Origin of the sequence: Pontibacter chitinilyticus (assembly GCF_039748935.1) — a bacterium.
Taxonomy (GTDB): domain Bacteria; phylum Bacteroidota; class Bacteroidia; order Cytophagales; family Hymenobacteraceae; genus Pontibacter; species Pontibacter chitinilyticus.
In genome coordinates this window covers 113,153-130,633 of record NZ_JBDIZJ010000003.1, presented here as the reverse complement: position 1 = coordinate 130,633, position 17,481 = coordinate 113,153, and the positions used below count along the sequence as shown (strand labels likewise).

Here is a 17,481-nt window from a genome sequence, read left to right as displayed (position 1 = left end):
CTATTTACCTGCCGCCAAACCAAACCGCAATGAGTAACTACTCACCAAGCGTTAGTAAAACTGTTTATATTAATTCATAATTGCAACCGATTTCATGAATTTGTTTTCAATAATTTTGAAACCATGGACCTCAATTGTGTTTGTTTCATACTTGAGAAAGCTACCGGGATGCACTTTTGCAGCTATAAAAGAAGCTTCAACGGCGATTAAGCGTCTATTCACAATCTTTTTTGTTAATTTTATAAAAAGTGATTACTCATACTAATCTGGCTTCAGCTACAAAAGAAACAACTCACATGCTTTTAAATATGAAATCGGTTGCATATCTTGTTCCTAAATTTACCCGCCATGGATAAAGAAATTACCATCTATGATATTGCAAAGGAGCTGGACGTGTCGCCTACCACGGTCAGCCGTGCACTGAACGACCACCCGGCGGTGAACAAAAACACCAAACAGAAAATCTTTGATGCCGCTAGTCAGATGGGCTACCGCACTAACCTGTTTGCCAGCAACCTTCGCCGCAAGCGCACGAACACGATCGGCGTGATCGTGCCCATCCTGAACAGCAACTTTCAATCGTCGGTGCTGGCAGGCATGGAGACGGTAGCCAATGAAGCGGGTTTTAACCTGATCATTACCCAATCGCTGGAGGCAGCAGAGAAAGAGATCGCTAACGCCCGCACCATGTTCGATAGCCGCGTGGATGGCCTGCTGGTGTCGCTGGCATATGATACCGAGAACACCGACCACTTTGAGCCGTTCTTCAGCAAAGGCATCCCGGTGCTGTTCTTCGACCGTGTGGCCGAGCACAACCAGAGCACCGGCATTGTGATCAACAACATTCAGGCGGCTTACAAAGCCACGTCCCACTTAATTGAGCAGGGCTGCCGCAACATTGTACATATCAGCGGCAACCTGAAAATCAATGTGTATGCCGACCGCCTGAAAGGATTCAAATATGCGCTGATCGACAACGGACTGCCTTTTAATGACGCGCACGTGCTTGTAAATGAGAAACTGGACGAGGCTGCCGGTATAGCGGCTGCCCAGCAGATCCTGCGCATGAACCCGGCTCCGGACGGCCTCTTCGTATCAAATGACTTCTGCGCTGTTAGTTGTATGAAGGCGCTTAAACAAGCGGGCAAACGCATTCCGGAGGACATTGCCATTGTGGGGTTCAACAACGATGCCATCTGCCGCATCGTGGAACCCAGCCTGACGACCATCGACTACCCAGGCTATGAAATGGGGGAAGTGGCGGTCCGAAGCCTGATTCACCTGATCAACGGCCTATCGGATGCCAGCATGACCAACACCATCACGCTGCGCTCGGAGCTCATTGTGCGGGATTCCTCCAAAAGGAAGCAGGCTGAAAAGCAAGCGTAGCGGATATTCTGCCATACTTATACTTATACTTATACTTATACTTACAGCCATACTTATCGCCTGATGAAAAAACTGCTGCCTTACCTCTGCCTGCTGCTTTTAGTTCTGCTCGTGCACCCAGGTGCCTACGCCGAGGACGGCTACAGACTATGGCTGCGGTACGACCCCGTGCAGGACCAGGCGAAGCTGGCGGCCTACCGGCAGGCGGCAAAGGAGCTGGTTTTTGAAGGCGAGTCCCCTACACTGCAGGCGGCGCAAAAGGAACTGCAGACAGGTTTGCAGGGGCTGCTGAGCATCACCGTGTCCGTGGCGCGGCAGCCGACGCAGGCAGGGGCAATTGTGGCGGGCACGCCAGCAAACTCTAAACTCATCGCCTCGCTCAACCTGAAAAGCCAGCTAGCAAGTATAGGCAACGAGGGCTACCTGCTCCTGACCAAAACCATGAATGGCAAGCCCTGCACCGTCATCGCCGCCAATACGGACACAGGCGTTTTGTATGGCGCGTTCCATTTCCTCCGGCTACTGCAGACGCAGCAAAGTATAAACCACCTCTCTATCGCCAGCGCGCCTAAGGTAAAGCACCGCGTACTCAACCACTGGGACAATCTGGACCGCACCGTGGAGCGCGGCTATGCCGGCTTTTCGCTCTGGAAGTGGCACACGCTGCCCGATTACATCGACCCGCGCTACATCGACTATGCCCGCGCCAACGCCTCCGTCGGCATCAACGGCACCGTGCTCACCAACGTGAACGCCAACGCACTGGTGCTCACCAAAGAATACCTCATGAAAGTAAAGGCGCTGGCCGATGTCTTCCGCCCCTATGGCCTGAAAGTATACCTCACTGCCCGCTTCAGCGCACCGATTGAGCTCGGTGGACTGAAAACGGCTGACCCGCTGGACCCGCAGGTGCGCGCCTGGTGGAAAGCAAAAACGGACGAGATTTATACGTATGTGCCCGATTTCGGCGGCTTTCTGGTGAAGGCCAACTCGGAGGGGCAGCCGGGGCCGCAAAACTATAACCGCACCCACGCTGACGGCGCCAACATGCTGGCCGATGCCGTGGCCCCGCACGGCGGCATCGTGATGTGGCGCGCCTTTGTGTACAGCGATAAAGAACCCGACGACCGTGCCAAGCAGGCCTACAATGAATTTAAGCCGCTGGATGGCAAGTTCCGCGACAATGTGCTGGTGCAGGTAAAGAACGGAGCCATTGACTTTCAGCCACGCGAGCCGTTTCACCCGCTGTTTGGGGCTATGCCCAAAACGCCGCTGATGATGGAGTTCCAGATCACGCAGGAGTACCTGGGGCAGGGCACACACTTAGCCTACCTCGCCCCGCTGTTCAAAGAAACCCTCACCGCCGACACCTACGCCAAAGGCAAAGGCTCCACGGTGGCAAAGGTAGTAGACGGTACGCTGGACAACCACCGTGTCACAGGGATGGCCGGCGTGGCCAACATCGGCGACGACCGCAACTGGACCGGCCATCCTTTCGGGCAGGCTAACTGGTATGCCTTTGGCCGCCTCGCCTGGGACCACACCCTCTCCTCCGAAGAAATAGCCAGCGAATGGCTGCGGATGACCTTCAGTAATAACGAGCAGTTTGTGGACCCGATTCAACGTATGATGATGACCTCACGGGAGGCCGTGGTGCATTACATGACGCCGCTGGGCCTGCACCACATCATGGGCCGCGGCCACCACTACGGCCCCGGTCCCTGGGTGGAGGGCGGCCCCCGCGCCGACTGGACCGCCGTATACTACCACCGGGCCGATGAAAAAGGCATCGGATTTGACCGCACCGCTAGTGGCAGCAACGCGGTGGCCCAGTACTTCCCGCCGGTGGAAGAAAAGTTTGCCAGCCTCGATAAATGCCCTGAAAAGTTCCTGCTCTGGTTCCACCACGTGCCCTGGAACTATAAAATGAACTCCGGCAAAACGCTTTGGGATGAACTTTGCTATACGTATCAGGAAGGCGTAAACGAGGTGCAGCAGATGCAGCAGACCTGGGACAAAGCGGAACCCTATGTGGACCCGGAGCGCTTTCAACACGTCAAATCCTACCTGGCTATTCAGGAGCAGGAGGCGGAGTGGTGGCGCAACGCTTGCCTGCTCTACTTCCAGACGTTCTCGAAGCAGCCGATTCCGGCAGGTGTAGAAAAGCCGGACCATACATTAGACTATTATGAGCAGCTGGACCCTAAATTTGTGCCCGGCATTTAATGACGACATCCAACGCATGAACGAAAATACTACTTCAATACCTCCCGTAGCCATTGTTACCGGCGGCGCATCGGGCCTAGGTTATGCTATTGCCGAGAAGTTTGTCCGCAACGGCATCAAGACGATTATCATTGGGCGAAACGAGGAAAAGCTGCAAAAAGCGCAGCAAGCTTTCGGAGACCTGTGCACCTATACTTCCTTCGACCTGACGCAACTGGACCAAATTCCGGCGCTGGTGGAGCGCCTTGTGCAAGAGCATGGCCCTATCGACATACTGGTGAACAACGCCGGCATCAACATGAAAAAGCCTTTTACCGAGGTGACTGATGCTGATTTCCTGAAAATCATACATACCAACGTGGCGGCCGTATTTGCCCTGAGCCGCGAGGTGGTAAAAAACATGCTGCCCCGCCAGCGCGGCGCCATCGTCAACATCAGCTCCATGGCTTCGCAGTACGGCATCCCGAAGGTTATCGCTTATTCCGCGTCTAAATCCGCCATTGAAGGTATGACGCGGGCGATGGCTGTGGATTTGTCGCCGCAGGGCATCCGCGTGAACTGCGTGGCCCCCGGCTTCATCGCCACTGATATGTCGGCTAAGGCGCTGGACAGCGAACCTGAGCGCAAAAACAAAGTGCTCTCGCGCACGCCGATGGGCAAGCTGGGCCTGCCCGAGGACGTGGCCGAGGCAGTCTACTTCTTCTCCACGGAAGGCACCAAGTACGTGACGGGCACCGTGCTGCCCGTGGACGGCGGCAACTCCATCGGGTTTTAAGCTCCAGTTATACTTTGGCCGGCGTCTTCTTAAAACACCTTAACATGCCGCAAGTTTGAGCACAGCGGCGACTTGTGGTGGGGAATAGCTGCCAATTTGTAAAGGCATAAGTTAACTGGCGGAAGTATAAATTGGAAGTTGGCAGTTGCAAACTGGCCTCATGCATAGCCACAAGTTGCGCTGACGCTAAACCTGCGGCATGAGCGGTAATCAGGAGCCCATCCTCGTTAAAACTATACTTGCTCGATTTCAACCTCACACTAAAGTAAATCATCCCCTATGACACGATTGAAGACACTGTTGGTCCAGTCGCTGCTGCTGGCCTGTATGGCCACATCCTCCTGCACCAGCCAAAATACCACCAACCAGCAAGCCACAGCGCAAGCGGCTCCTATCGATGCCGCCGCTCCTACTACGCTCAAGCAAGCCCTGCACGACAAGTTTTACATTGGCGCCGCCCTGAACTGGAACCAGGCCTATGAACGGGATGAGAAGGCCAAGAACATCATCGTACAGAACTTCAGCACAATCAGCCCGGAGAACCTGCTGAAGTGGGAGAACGTGCACCCTAAGCCGGACAAGTATAACTTTGAACCCGCCGACAAGTATGTGGCCTTCGGCGAGCGGAACAACATGTTTGTAGTGGGGCACGCGCTGGTGTGGCACCAGCAAACGCCGGAGTGGGTGTTTGAAGACGCTAACGGCAAGCCTGCCAGCCGCGAACTGTTGCTGAAACGTATGCAGGACCACATCAGCACCGTGGTGGGGCGCTACAAAGGCCGCATCAACAGCTGGGACGTGGTAAACGAGGCTCTGAACGATGACGGCACGCTGCGGCAGTCGAAGTGGCAGCAAATTATCGGCGACGATTTTATCGCCAAGGCTTTCGAGGCGGCCCACAACGCCGACCCCAACCTGGAGCTGTACTACAACGACTATAACCTCTGGAAGCCGAGCAAACGCGATGGGGCCGTGCGCCTGATAAAAAGCCTGCAGGCGCAGGGCATCAAAGTCTCGGGCATCGGCATGCAGGGGCACTACGGGCTGCACGCGCCTTCGCTGGACGACGTGGAGGCCAGTATCCAGGCTTTTTCTGATTTGGGCGTGAAGGTGTCGTTCTCGGAGCTGGACATTGACGTGCTGCCCAACCCCAGCCACCGCCAGGGAGCCGACATCGACGCGACCTTCGGCTTCGACGAGAAGTATAACCTCTACACCAACGGCCTGCCCGACTCGGTGCAGCAGCAGCTGACGGCACGCTACAAGGACCTGTTCACTCTGTTCCTCAAGCACAGCGACCATATTGAGCGCGTGACCTTCTGGGGCGTCACCGACAACGACTCCTGGCTCAACAACTGGCCCATCAAAGGGCGCACCAGCTATTCCATGGTGTTCGACCGCCAGTACCAGCCCAAGCCAGCCTTTGAAGCCATCCTGCAAGCCGCTGCAAACTATAAGTAAGGTATAAAAGATGCCGCAGCCGTTTTGTAAATAAGCTGTTCCTGAGGACGAGGATGTCCGAAAGAGCAGCTTATTTATATTTAAATCTACTGCGCTGGTTTTCAAATCTGTGTCTAAAAATGATGTCGGGTTTGCAACCTGATTGGGCCGCAGGGCCAAAAAGCAACTGTGAGCGAGAATGTCATACTATAGGAACTGCGCTATTGCTCATTGGAAGTCCGCTTTAGGGCGTTGCGCGCCCGTGCAGTCACAGACTGCACTTCATGTAAAGGCACGAATCTGGAGATTCGCGCCAGCAAGTATAGATAACCAAGTATAAACAGAAAGTATAAATCGGAGTGAATTCCCCTCCCCGGAGGGGTTAGGGGTGGTTAAAGCTGTCCGCCATTCAGCAACTATGCAAAGGCAGCAGACAGCAGAAAATCAGGAAGTGGTGCGGCGTAGCGTCGATGCGCGGACAATCAGGTGCGGGTCGAGTACGATGCGCTCGGGCAGGTTGTTGTACAGGTCCTCGGAGCGCAGCATGCGTATAAAAAGCGCGGCGGCGGCCTCTCCCATCGGCACCGTCTGCTGGTCGATGGTGGAGAGGCCGGGCGTGACCAGCGCGGCAAATGACTCGTTGGCAAACCCGATAACCCCAACCTGCTCCGGCACCCGCACATTATAAGCCAGCAACTGCTGCAGCGCGCCCATGGCGGTAAAATCCTCCAGCGCAAAAACCGCGTCGAAGGCAACGTGGCGCTGGTACAGGTCACGGACGCACTGGCGGCCGAAGTCCAGCGAGAAGTCGCCGTACAGGATGAGCCGCTCGTCTATGGGCAGGCCATACTGTTGCAGGGCATCCACATACCCCCGCAGCCGCTCATGGAAGATGCCGAGGCTTTGCCGGGCGGTGATATGCACGATGCGCTGACATCCCTGCTGAATCAGATGCTCGGTGGCCAGAAAGCCGCCTTTGTAGTCGTCTATCGTGACGGAGGGCACCTGCAGCGCCTCCACTACCCTATCGAAAAAAAGGAGCGGGATGCGCCGCCGCTTGATTTCGGAAAAATGCTCATACGCAGTCGTTTCTTTGGCCACCGACGCAATGATGCCTGCCACGCGGGAGTTCAGGAACGTCTCAATGCCTTTCTTCTCGTTTTCGAACGACTCATTCGACTGGTAGAGCAGAATGTTGTAATCATTTTCGTTCATGATTTTCTCGATGCCATGCACGACAGAGCTGAAGAAACTGACGTCGAGGCTAGGCACTATGATACCGATGGTGTTGCTCTGGCCGGAGCGCAGGGAGGAAGCCAGCTTGTTCTGCCGGTAGTTGAGCCGCTGCGCCGTTTCCCGCACTGCCTTTTTGGTCGCCTCACTGATGGCCGGGTGGTCGTTCAGCGCCCGCGCTACCGTGGAGAAGGCGATGTTGAGCTCTTTGGCAATATCCTGTATGGTAACTTTCTTCAAAGGCTGCTGCTGGGATGAAATCTAAAACAAACAAAGGTAAAGCTTCTTTCCAGTGGCAAGTATACATTTTAAAGTATGGCTCGCCTCTTTTTGGGAAAGAATAAGTAAGTAAACACTTGTGAATTTATGTAAAAGTTTTCAACTTTATGCCAACGTTGGCATAAAAAGCGAACGGCTTTTCTTAAACAAGCGTTAAAACAACCAAACAGCAGCTAAACCTCAGGCATACATGTTATTACTTGGCATCGATATCGGCACCTCTTCCATCAAAGTATCCGTGGTAGACGCGCAAACGCAGCAGTGCGTCGCTTCGGCGCAGTACCCCGACACCGAAACCGCCATCACTTCCACGCAACCCGGCTGGGCCGAGCAGTCACCGGAGATGTGGTGGGAACACGCGCAAATGGCCCTCGGCCGCGCCAACGCCAGCGGCAAGTATAACCCGCAGGACATCGGCGCCATCGGCATTGCCTACCAGATGCACGGGCTGGTAGTGGTGGATAAGCAGCAGCAGGTGTTGCGCGACTCTATCATCTGGTGCGACAGCCGCGCCGTGGAAATCGGCAACAGCGCCTTCGACGCCATCGGCCATGAAAAGAGCCTTTCGCACCTGCTCAACTCGCCCGGCAACTTTACCGCCTCCAAACTGGCGTGGGTGAAGAAGAACGAGCCGCAGACCTATGAAAAGGTGCAAAGCGTGCTGCTGCCCGGCGACTTTATCGCCATGAAACTGACCGGTGCCATCACCACCAGCCCTTCGGCTTTGTCGGAAGGCGTTTTCTGGGATTTCCAGCAGGATGCGCTGTCGGAGGATGTGCTGCAGTACTTTAAGTTTGAGAAGGAGCTGATACCGGAGGTGAAACCGGTGTTTTCGGAGCACGGGCGGCTGCGGCCGGAGGTGGCGGCGCAGCTGGGCCTGAAGGCGGGCATTCCGGTGACGTATAAATCGGGCGACCAGCCCAACAATGCGCTGTCGCTGAACGTGCTGAAGCCGGGCGAGGTAGCGGCTACGGCGGGCACATCAGGCGTAATCTACGGCGTGAGCGACCAGCTGGTGTACGACCAGCAGTCGCGCGTAAACACCTTTGCCCACGTAAACCACGCCACCAACGAGAAGCGGGTGGGCGTGCTGCTGTGCATCAACGGCACCGGCATTATGAACAGCTGGACGAGGCACCATATCGGGGGCGGCACCAGCTATGCCGCCATGAACGAAGCGGCGGCTACCGTGCCCGTGGGCAGCGACGGCCTGCGCATCCTGCCGTTTGGCAACGGCGCCGAACGCATGCTGAACAACCGGCAGATTGGCGCACATTTCCAGAACCTCGACCTGAACCTGCATACACAGGCGCATGTTTTTAGGGCGGTGCAGGAGGGCATTGCCTTTGCATTCCGCTACGGCCTGGACATTATGCGCGAAAATGGCATGCACCCGCAGGTGATTCGCGCCGGGCAAGCCAACCTGTTCCTGAGTCCGCTGTTTGCCGAGGCCTTTGTGAATGCCACCAACGTACCGGTGGAGCTATACCAGAACGACGGCAGCGTGGGTGCGGCCATCGGCGCAGGCATCGGCGCGGGCGTGTTCGCCTCCGCCGAAGACGCCTTCAGCCAGTTTCGCCCGGTGAAGCTGGTGGAGCCGCAGGCCACGGCGCAGTACGAGCCGCTGTACCAGGAGTGGAAGGCGCTGCTGGAGGAAAAGCTGAAGTAACGTAGTTAGATATAAGATAAAGGGCATAAGATACAAGACTCTTGTAGAGAGGCTGCTGCTTTTAGGAAAAGTCCTCTTTAAAAGGGGGATTTTCGCACTGATAGTATACTTTGTGAAACATCGTTTTTTACGAGCTATACTATAACTTTTACCTTTTTGAACATCAACTCAATAAAACTAAACGATAACTTATAACGATTGTATTATGGCAAATCCGCTGATAGGAGACACAGAGTACTTTAAGGGCATCGGCCAGATTAAGTATGAGGGACCGGAAACGGACAACCCGCTGGCGTACCGCTGGTACGACGAAAACAAAGTAGTGGCCGGCAAAACGCTGAAAGACCACCTGCGTTTTGCAGTGGCGTACTGGCACTCGTTCAACGCCAATGGCTCTGACCCTTTCGGCGGTCCCACGCTGAACTTCCCTTGGAACACCAAGACCGACCCGATTGAAAATGCGAAGGAGAAAATGGACGCGGCTTTTGAGTTCATCACCAAAATGAACATGCCTTATTACTGCTTCCACGACGTGGACGTGGTGGACTATACCAACGACGTGGCTGAGAACGAGCGACGCCTGCAGACGATGGTGGAATACGCCAAGCAGAAGCAGCAGGCTAGCGGCGTGAAGCTGCTGTGGGGCACGGCCAACGTGTTCTCGCACAGCCGCTACATGAACGGCGCCTCCACCAATCCCGACTTCCATGTGCTGGCGCACGCGGCGGCGCAGGTGAAAGGCGCCCTGGACGCGACTATCGCGCTGGGCGGCGAGAACTACGTGTTCTGGGGCGGCCGCGAAGGCTACATGACGCTGCTGAACACCAACATGAAGCGCGAGCAGGAGCACCTCGCCCGCTTCCTGCACACCGCCAAAGACTACGCCCGTCAGCAGGGCTTTAAAGGCACGTTCTTTATTGAGCCCAAGCCGATGGAGCCGACCAAGCACCAGTACGACTACGACGTGGCGACAGTAACAGGCTTCCTGCGCAAGTATGATTTGCTGGACGATTTCAAAATAAACATTGAGGTGAACCACGCCACGCTGGCCGGCCATACGTTCCAGCACGAGTTGCAGGCTGCCGCCGACGCGGGCTTGCTGGGAAGCATCGACGCTAACCGCGGCGACTACCAGAACGGCTGGGACACCGACCAGTTCCCGAACAACATCAACGAGCTGACCGAGGCGATGCTGGTGTTCCTGGAGGCTGGCGGCGTGCAAGGAGGCGGCATCAACTTCGACGCCAAAATACGCCGCAACTCCACCGACCCGGCCGATTTGTTCTACGCCCACATCGGCGGCGCCGACACGTTTGCACGCGCCCTCATCACGGCCGACAAGATTTTACAAAACTCCGATTACAGGAAAATCCGCGAGGAGCGCTACGCCTCCTACGACAGCGGCAAGGGCAAGGAGTTTGAGCAGGGCAACCTTTCGCTGGAGGACCTGCGCAACTATGCCGCAGCGCAGGGCGAGCCGGAAACCCGTAGCGGTCGCCAGGAGTACCTGGAGAACCTGATTAACCGCTACATTTAAGTATGAAAGTGGCTGCCCCGGCAGCAGCTGAATGAATTGCCTGCGCCTCCGCTTTACAGAAAGCGGAGGCGCAGCTTTTTTATACTTGTGCGGTTTCCTTTGCGCTAGGAAACAGCATACAAGGCCATTTTATAGCTTATCGATTCAATCGTGCGCAGACGTGCTCACATTGATGCGCCCCATTCCCCTCCTCATAGTTCATTTTGTAGAGAAAATACAGAGCCCTTACCCCCTACAAATACTATTACCGTTCCCCAGGTACAAAGTATAAAGCCCTTGCCAAGTGCATGATTTAACAATTTTTGTTTGAACGTCAGCGAGTTCAAAATCGTCTTGATTCTTTTGCTTACGGGGTAGGGGCCCTCTCTTTTTCTCATCAAGGAGAAAAGTAAGGCCCCGCCGGCGAGGCGAAAAGCTGGCAACAAAGCAGAGGCTGTAACACCTGAATAAGCTTTCATGCCGTCGATTTAGAAGATTGAAAAGTTTCCCTACAAGAGGAGCCCTGAAAAGCGCTAAAGGTACATAAATGAGGAAGCAGCATTCCTTATACATCCACATATACTTCCATGGCTGGCCCTCAAGTACAAAATTGCTATATTTACACACATGCTTGCTTTTCAGGTTCTATAAAGTATGAATAAGGTGCTGGAACAATTCTCTTTGCAAAACAAAGTAGTGGTAATAACCGGTGCCACGGGCGTGCTGGGCGAGGCTTTTTCGCTGGCAGTGGCTGGTGCGGGTGCTAAGGTGGCGGTGCTGGGCCGCAACCGCGAACGCGCTGAGGCGCGTGTGGCGGCGATACAGGCAGTGGGTGGCGAGGCCATGGCAGTGTTGGGCGATGTGCTAGACGAGGCGCAGATGAAGGCCGCCAAGAAGCAGGTGCTAACCGCCTGGGGTAAAATAGACGGCCTGGTGAACGGAGCGGGCGGCAACATCGCCGGCGCCACCATCGGCCCGGACCAGAACGTGTTTGACGCGAAGGTGGAAGACACGCGAAAGGCCGTGGACCTGAACCTGTTCGGCACTGTCATTCCTACACAAATCTTTGGAAAGGTGATGGCGGAGCAAGGAAGCGGCTCGATCGTGAATATCTCGTCGGTGACGGCGCAGCGGCCGCTTACCCGCGTGATGGGCTATACTTTGGCCAAGGCGGCCATTGAGGCGTATACGAAATGGATGGCGGTGGAACTGGGGCTGCGCTACGGCGGCAAAATAAGAGTAAATGCGCTGGCTCCCGGCGTTTTCCTGACGGAGCAGAACCGCACGCTGCTGCTGCACCCCGACGGCAGCTACACCGACCGCGCCAATAAATTTGTGACGAACACGCCGTTCCAGCGACTAGGCAACCCGGAGGAACTAACCGGCACGCTGGTATACTTGCTGAGCGATGCCTCAAAGTTTGTAACCGGAGAAACGATGCTGGTGGACGGCGGCTTTAATGCCTTCAGCGGGGTGTAAGTAGTTTTAGAATAGAAAAAGAGAAACAGGAAGCTTGACGGGCATAGCAGACGGGCTATTCAGCCAAGGCCATGTGGTGGCACAAGTCATGCTGGCATACCTTAATGCGTTGCAATACCTCGCGGTTTACACCCATCTGCTGATGGTCGATGATGAGTTCTTCCCAATTGCTAAATACTTTCCAGGTCTGTGTCTGGGCAGTATCGGCCATTTCTTTCAGCGTCATGCAGCGTTCAAAAAAACAGGACAGATCTACATCTTCATCGCGCATAGGTACCTGCACCTGCTTGGAATCGCTGTTGAGCACAACAATTACTTCGGGCTGCCGCCCTTCTCTGGCACTTAGAAAGAAATACCGCGCCATACCACGTTGCTGCAAAAGCAGTTTTCTGTTTCCTGCACAGGTCAGATAGCTGCTCCTTACTGATTGTAAACTAGGCATACTCTTGTTAATTACTGATTTTATAACATCCACTATACCGGCAGATATGTTTGCTCTTTTACACGGGTGTAGCGCTACTTATTTGATCTACAACACGAAACTTTCCAAAAATAGTAACAATTAAACTCGCCATACTTTTATAGCTATTAGCTAACTTAATTGGTAGCTTGGCTAATTTTAAGTTCATCATCGTATACTTTATACTGCGTATTAAAGTTTGCCCGCATCTTAAATTTGTTCGTATTTATTAAAGCGTATCTGGCATTTAAATTGCATTGGAGCAGGCACAAGCCGTGCAGATTATCTTTTATAAAAGAAATTCGTTAATTTTGCAGCTGAATCTTTCATTAAAAACAGAATAATCATGGGAACATATCCTGAATATATGGTTGCTCCAATACGCGAGGATTTGACCTCAGCAGGTTTTGAGCAACTGATGACACCTGAAGAAGTGGAGCAGGCGATCAGTTCCGAAGGAACAGTATTGGTAGCAGTAAATTCCGTATGTGGATGTGCTGCTGCTAAAGCACGGCCGGCCCTTAAAATGGCTGTTGCATCATCTGATAAACGACCAAGCAAACTGGTTACGGTATTTGCCGGCATGGAGCAGGACGCCGTGGCCAAAGCACGCGAGCACATGCTGCCTTACCCGCCGTCGTCTCCTGCTATTGCGCTGTTTAAGAACGGCGAGCTGGTGCACATGATTGAGCGCTACCACATTGAAGGCAACGAACTCAACCGAATTGTAGACAACCTGCAGGGAGCATTTGAGGAGTATTGCTAACAGTTGAGGAGTATTATAATAAAGAAAGGCTGGTGATGATTCACCAGCCTTTCTTTATTTATAGGGAGAAAACTACCTGCCAGGTTAAGATTAGGGTGGCGGCAGGTCTTACATATAAGTGCCTTTCAGGTCGAAACCGATGTCGTGGCGGTAGTAACGGTCCTGCCAGGTGATCTTTTCGGCGGCGGCATTGGCTTTAGTCAGCGCTTCATCCATGGTATCGCCTAGTGCGGTCACAGCAATTACGCGGCCGCCGTTGCTCAGCAATTTGCCATTCACCATGTTGGTGCCGGCATGGAAAACCAGCACATCTTCGGGTACCTGCTCCAAGCCGCTGATCTCCTTGCCTTTCTCAAAGCCCTCCGGATAGCCGCCCGACACCAGAAACACCGTAGCTGCCGTACGCGGGTCTACCTCTAACTTAAACTCGCCTAGTTTATGGTCGTGCAGGGCCCGGAACAGTTCGAACAGGTCAGATTTGATACGCGGGAGCATCGCCTCTGTCTCAGGGTCACCGAGGCGCACGTTATACTCTATCACATAAGGCTCGCCGTTTACATTCATCAGCCCGATAAACAGGAAACCACTGTAATCCAGTTGCTCTTCCTGCATGCCCTGCAAGGTTGGCAGTATTACCTGCTCCTTCACCTTCTGCATAAAAGCTGCGTTGGCAAATGGCACCGGCGATATGGCGCCCATACCCCCGGTGTTCAGGCCGGAATCGCCCTCGCCAATCCTTTTATAATCTTTTGCCTCAGGCAGCAGCACATACTCCTTGCCATCGGTTAAGATGAACACCGACACTTCAATTCCCTGCAGGTATTCTTCTATCACCACTTTGCTGCTTGCTTTGCCAAAGCGCTTGTTGCGCAACAGGTCCTCCAGGGCATCTACCGCCTCTTCAAAGTCCTGCGCGATGATCACGCCTTTACCGGCTGCCAATCCGTCAGCTTTGATTACGACCGGGTAGCTGTGCTGGCGCAGGTATTCCGTGGCTTCGCGGAAAGTTGCCTCGGTAAACGCCTGGTAACGGGCCGTAGGAATGTTATACTTCTGCAGAAACGACTTGCAAAAATCTTTACTGCCCTCCAGCATAGCACCTGCTTTTTTGGGCCCTACTACCAGAATATGCTTTAAGTATTCTGAACGCTGGAAGAAATCATGTATGCCCTCTACCAGTGCATTCTCCTGCCCTACTACCAGCATCATGATATTAAAATCGGTAGCAAACTTAGCAACTTCATCAAAATCATGTATGTCGATGCAGGCATTGGTGCCGAAGGCACTCGTTCCGGCATTGCCAGGGGCTACAAACACTTGCTCACAGTATTCGCTTTGGCTTAGTTTCCAGGCAATGGCATGCTCGCGGGCACCGGATCCGATAATCAGAACGTTCATTCTATACTTGTTAATGGCTGTTTGATACTATTTATGTCCGTTGGCACGTACAGCGTGCTGCTGCGAAGTTATAAATTTATACTTGCCCTTGCAGCACTCAACTGGATTTATACGTGGTATAAAACAAAAAGACCGCCATAGAAGCATGGCGGTCTTTTATACTATGCAGTGCGGCATCAGCAGCTATACTAGTTGGCATACTCCGACAAGAACTTGATACGCATCAGGCGCAGGTCTTCTTCAGTATAATCGTCAGCGCCAAGTTCCTGCAGGGCTACGCTGATATTATCGGTGCTGGCGTGCATAAAGTAGTCGTATACTTCTTCTTGGCGCTCCTGGTCCAGCACGTTGTTGATGTAGTAGTTCAGGTTCAGTTTGGTGCCGGAGTAGCAGATGTGTTCGATCTCAGCAATCAGTTCCTGCATTGTCAGCTCCTTCGAGGCAGCCAGTTCTTCCAGGTCCACTTTTTTATCAATCTGCTGGATGATGTAGATTTTGATCTTCGACTTGTTAACCGTCGTTTTCACCACCACATCAGCAGCTGTCACAATATCGTTTTCCTCTACATACTTGGTGATCAGGTCGAGGAACGGCTTACCAAACTTTTGCACCTTGCCCATACCCACGCCGGCAATATGCGCCAGTTCGTCTCTGGTGGTTGGGTACACGGTGGCCATTTCCTTCAGTGATGGGTCCTGGAACAGCACATAAGGCGGCAATGCTTTCTCTTTTGCCAGCTTTTTGCGCAGGTTCTTCAGCAGGTCAAACAGCACTTCGTCGTGCCCGGCAGCTGCCTGTGTCTCTTCCTTTTCTTCATCCTCCTTCACTTCCTGCTCGTAATTATGGTCTTTCGTTAGCTGAATCGGGTGTGGGTGCTGAATAAAGTCCAGCCCTTTCTGTGTCAGTTTTACAACGCCAAAATTCTCAATGTCCTTTTCCAGATACTCCGACAGCAGCACCTGGCGCAGCACCGAGCTCCAGAACTGAGCGTCCTGCTCTTTGCCGGCGGCAAACACCTCCAGTTTATCGTGGTCGTAGCTGGTAACATACTGGTTGCGCAAACCCGTAAGCACAGCGGTGATATGATCAATGCCGAAGCGCTCTCCTGTTTGCTGCACGGTCTTAAGGGCAAGCTGTGCTTCCTGCTGCGCTTCAAAACGCTCTTTCGGGTGCAGACAGTTGTCGCAAAAGCCACAGTCTTTCTCGTAAGCTTCGCCGAAATAGTGCAGCAACTGCTTGCGGCGGCACACAGCCGAATCTGCGTACGCGGCCATTTCCTGCAGCAACAGCTTGGAGTTATCGCGCTCGGTTACCGGTTTGTCTTTGTTAAACTTCTCCAGCTTCACGATGTCATCATAGCTGTAGAACATCAGGCAGTTACCTTCTAATCCGTCACGACCGGCGCGGCCTGTTTCCTGGTAATAGCCTTCAATAGACTTCGGCGTATCGTAGTGGATCACAAAGCGCACGTCCGGCTTATCGATGCCCATGCCAAAAGCAATGGTCGCTACAATTACGTCGCAGTCTTCGTTCAGGAAAGCATCCTGGTTGGCCATGCGCACATTGGCATCCAGTCCGGCATGATAGGGCAGCGCTTTGATATCGTTTACACGCAGCAACTCCGCAATTTCTTCTACTTTTTTGCGGCTCAGGCAATATACCACGCCACTTTTGCCCTTGTGCTTTTTGATGTACTGGATTAGCTGCTTTTTGGTGTTATGTTTAGGGCGCACCTCATAGTATAAATTGGTGCGGTTAAAAGACGATTTAAACACCGAAGCCTCGTCCATCTGCAGGTTACGCTGGATGTCGAGCTGCACCTTCGGGGTAGCGGTTGCCGTAAGGGCAATGATCGGCAGCTCACCGATCTGGTCAATAATGCCACGAATACGGCGGTACTCTGGCCTGAAGTCATGGCCCCACTCCGAGATACAGTGCGCTTCGTCAATAGCTACAAACGTAATATTGGAGGCCTTCAGAAACTCAATCGTTTCATCTTTTGTCAGCGATTCCGGTGCCACGTACAGCAGCTTTACTTCGCCGGCAAGGGTCTCTTTCTTTACCTTATTGATCTCCGACTTAGACAGAGTAGAATTCAGGAACTGGGCATTCACCCCGAAAGCATTGAGCTGGTCTACCTGGTTTTTCATCAGGGCGATCAGCGGCGATATTACAATGGCCGTACCCGGAACCGACAAGGCAGGTAGCTGGTAACACAGCGACTTGCCCGCACCGGTTGGCATAATCACGAAGGTATTCTTCCCGTTGATGATATTGTTGATGATCAACTCCTGATTACCTCTGAACTGACTATAGCCAAAGACTTCTTTTAACTTATTCTTGAGATTGACCTCTTGTTTTACTGACATGTAATCTTACAAAAAAAATATTCTTTTTCTGATGCACCTTCTGTAGAGTGCATTTAATACAAATTTAATTTGAATCTACTTAATAACATCATGCTAACTATAAAAAAGTCTTTCGTCTTATGCAAAAGCAATCGCCAAACCGCCAAACTTTATCGACGAAAGGTTAACAAACTACGCCAAAGCCATACTGCAGCCCTTGGCAAGCTTACCAGTGAGCACATGTTATAACAAAGCCTTGTAAAGCCGGATGGCAGTTCGTGCAAGTATAAGCGGGAACTGCAACCGTATACTGGCAACAGAACAAAAAGAGAAAAGTTGCTGATTAGCTTGTACTTAGGAGCCACAAAAACAACAGGCATACCTTGCCAAGTATACTTATAACAATTGCCCGGCAGCCAATGCGCCAAAGATAACTGCTGCTGCTGGTTACTTCACAGTAGCAATGGAGTGGCGGTTGTAGACTGCAACTGCCGCATGCCGGA

The 17,481-nt window shown here is 53.1% G+C and carries 12 protein-coding genes; 8 read left to right on the top strand and 4 right to left on the bottom strand.

Annotated features, from left to right (window positions below; all coding sequences use genetic code 11):
- The first annotated feature begins 348 nt into the window (after positions 1-348).
- From ABDW72_RS06945 to ABDW72_RS06930, 4 genes are all read left to right on the top strand, one after another.
- Positions 349-1,389, top strand: a complete 1,041-nt coding sequence (locus tag ABDW72_RS06945; RefSeq protein ID WP_347157774.1) for a LacI family DNA-binding transcriptional regulator — start codon at positions 349-351, stop codon at positions 1,387-1,389.
- A gap of 63 nt (positions 1,390-1,452) precedes the next feature.
- A complete protein-coding gene (locus ABDW72_RS06940; RefSeq protein ID WP_347157773.1) occupies positions 1,453-3,615 on the top strand; it encodes an alpha-glucuronidase family glycosyl hydrolase in 2,163 nt (720 codons plus the stop codon).
- Between the two features lie 16 nt (positions 3,616-3,631).
- Positions 3,632-4,390, top strand: a complete 759-nt coding sequence (locus ABDW72_RS06935) for an SDR family NAD(P)-dependent oxidoreductase (protein ID WP_347157772.1) — start codon at positions 3,632-3,634, stop codon at positions 4,388-4,390.
- A gap of 279 nt (positions 4,391-4,669) precedes the next feature.
- Positions 4,670-5,851 carry an endo-1,4-beta-xylanase gene (locus tag ABDW72_RS06930; protein WP_347157770.1) on the top strand — a complete coding sequence of 394 codons (1,182 nt, stop codon included), beginning with the start codon at positions 4,670-4,672 and terminating at the stop codon, positions 5,849-5,851.
- Positions 5,852-6,274: 423 nt separating this feature from the next.
- Here the strand turns inward: ABDW72_RS06930 and ABDW72_RS06925 are convergent, their stop codons facing one another.
- Positions 6,275-7,303 carry a LacI family DNA-binding transcriptional regulator gene (locus ABDW72_RS06925; protein WP_347157769.1) on the bottom strand — a complete coding sequence of 343 codons (1,029 nt, stop codon included), beginning with the start codon at positions 7,301-7,303 and terminating at the stop codon, positions 6,275-6,277.
- A 229-nt stretch (positions 7,304-7,532) separates the two neighbouring features.
- Here ABDW72_RS06925 and ABDW72_RS06920 point away from each other — a divergent pair, with 229 nt between their 5' ends.
- From ABDW72_RS06920 to ABDW72_RS06910, 3 genes are all read left to right on the top strand, one after another.
- Positions 7,533-9,011, top strand: coding sequence for a xylulokinase (locus tag ABDW72_RS06920; RefSeq protein ID WP_347157768.1), 1,479 nt, complete (start codon positions 7,533-7,535; stop codon positions 9,009-9,011).
- 205 nt (positions 9,012-9,216) lie between these two features.
- On the top strand, positions 9,217-10,548 hold the full coding sequence (gene xylA / locus ABDW72_RS06915; protein WP_347157767.1) for a xylose isomerase: 1,332 nt from the start codon (positions 9,217-9,219) through the stop codon (positions 10,546-10,548).
- A gap of 633 nt (positions 10,549-11,181) precedes the next feature.
- The gene (locus ABDW72_RS06910; protein WP_347157766.1) at positions 11,182-12,006 is read left to right on the top strand and encodes an SDR family oxidoreductase; all 825 of its coding nucleotides are present in this window, start codon (positions 11,182-11,184) and stop codon (positions 12,004-12,006) included.
- A gap of 55 nt (positions 12,007-12,061) precedes the next feature.
- Here the strand turns inward: ABDW72_RS06910 and ABDW72_RS06905 are convergent, their stop codons facing one another.
- Positions 12,062-12,370, bottom strand: coding sequence for a hypothetical protein (locus tag ABDW72_RS06905; RefSeq protein ID WP_347157765.1), 309 nt, complete (start codon positions 12,368-12,370; stop codon positions 12,062-12,064).
- A 442-nt stretch (positions 12,371-12,812) separates the two neighbouring features.
- Between ABDW72_RS06905 and ABDW72_RS06900 the strand changes: the two genes are divergently transcribed.
- On the top strand, positions 12,813-13,232 hold the full coding sequence (locus tag ABDW72_RS06900) for a BrxA/BrxB family bacilliredoxin (RefSeq protein ID WP_347157764.1): 420 nt from the start codon (positions 12,813-12,815) through the stop codon (positions 13,230-13,232).
- A 108-nt stretch (positions 13,233-13,340) separates the two neighbouring features.
- On the opposite strand, the gene purD is transcribed toward ABDW72_RS06900, so the two are convergent.
- Positions 13,341-14,630, bottom strand: coding sequence for a phosphoribosylamine--glycine ligase (gene purD, locus ABDW72_RS06895; protein WP_347157763.1), 1,290 nt, complete (start codon positions 14,628-14,630; stop codon positions 13,341-13,343).
- Between the two features lie 188 nt (positions 14,631-14,818).
- Positions 14,819-16,999, bottom strand: coding sequence for a DNA helicase RecQ (recQ, locus tag ABDW72_RS06890; protein ID WP_347157761.1), 2,181 nt, complete (start codon positions 16,997-16,999; stop codon positions 14,819-14,821).
- Between the last annotated feature and the right edge of the window lie 482 nt (positions 17,000-17,481).

Coding starts and splice junctions, on each gene's coding strand:
- ABDW72_RS06945 (WP_347157774.1), top strand. CDS start 349: ATGGATAAAGAAATTACCATCTATGATATTGCAAAGGAGCTGGACGTG.
- ABDW72_RS06940 (WP_347157773.1), top strand. CDS start 1,453: ATGAAAAAACTGCTGCCTTACCTCTGCCTGCTGCTTTTAGTTCTGCTC.
- ABDW72_RS06935 (WP_347157772.1), top strand. CDS start 3,632: ATGAACGAAAATACTACTTCAATACCTCCCGTAGCCATTGTTACCGGC.
- ABDW72_RS06930 (WP_347157770.1), top strand. CDS start 4,670: ATGACACGATTGAAGACACTGTTGGTCCAGTCGCTGCTGCTGGCCTGT.
- ABDW72_RS06920 (WP_347157768.1), top strand. CDS start 7,533: ATGTTATTACTTGGCATCGATATCGGCACCTCTTCCATCAAAGTATCC.
- xylA (WP_347157767.1), top strand. CDS start 9,217: ATGGCAAATCCGCTGATAGGAGACACAGAGTACTTTAAGGGCATCGGC.
- ABDW72_RS06910 (WP_347157766.1), top strand. CDS start 11,182: ATGAATAAGGTGCTGGAACAATTCTCTTTGCAAAACAAAGTAGTGGTA.
- ABDW72_RS06905 (WP_347157765.1), bottom strand. CDS start 12,370: ATGGCGCGGTATTTCTTTCTAAGTGCCAGAGAAGGGCGGCAGCCCGAA.
- ABDW72_RS06900 (WP_347157764.1), top strand. CDS start 12,813: ATGGGAACATATCCTGAATATATGGTTGCTCCAATACGCGAGGATTTG.
- purD (WP_347157763.1), bottom strand. CDS start 14,630: ATGAACGTTCTGATTATCGGATCCGGTGCCCGCGAGCATGCCATTGCC.
- recQ (WP_347157761.1), bottom strand. CDS start 16,999: ATGTCAGTAAAACAAGAGGTCAATCTCAAGAATAAGTTAAAAGAAGTC.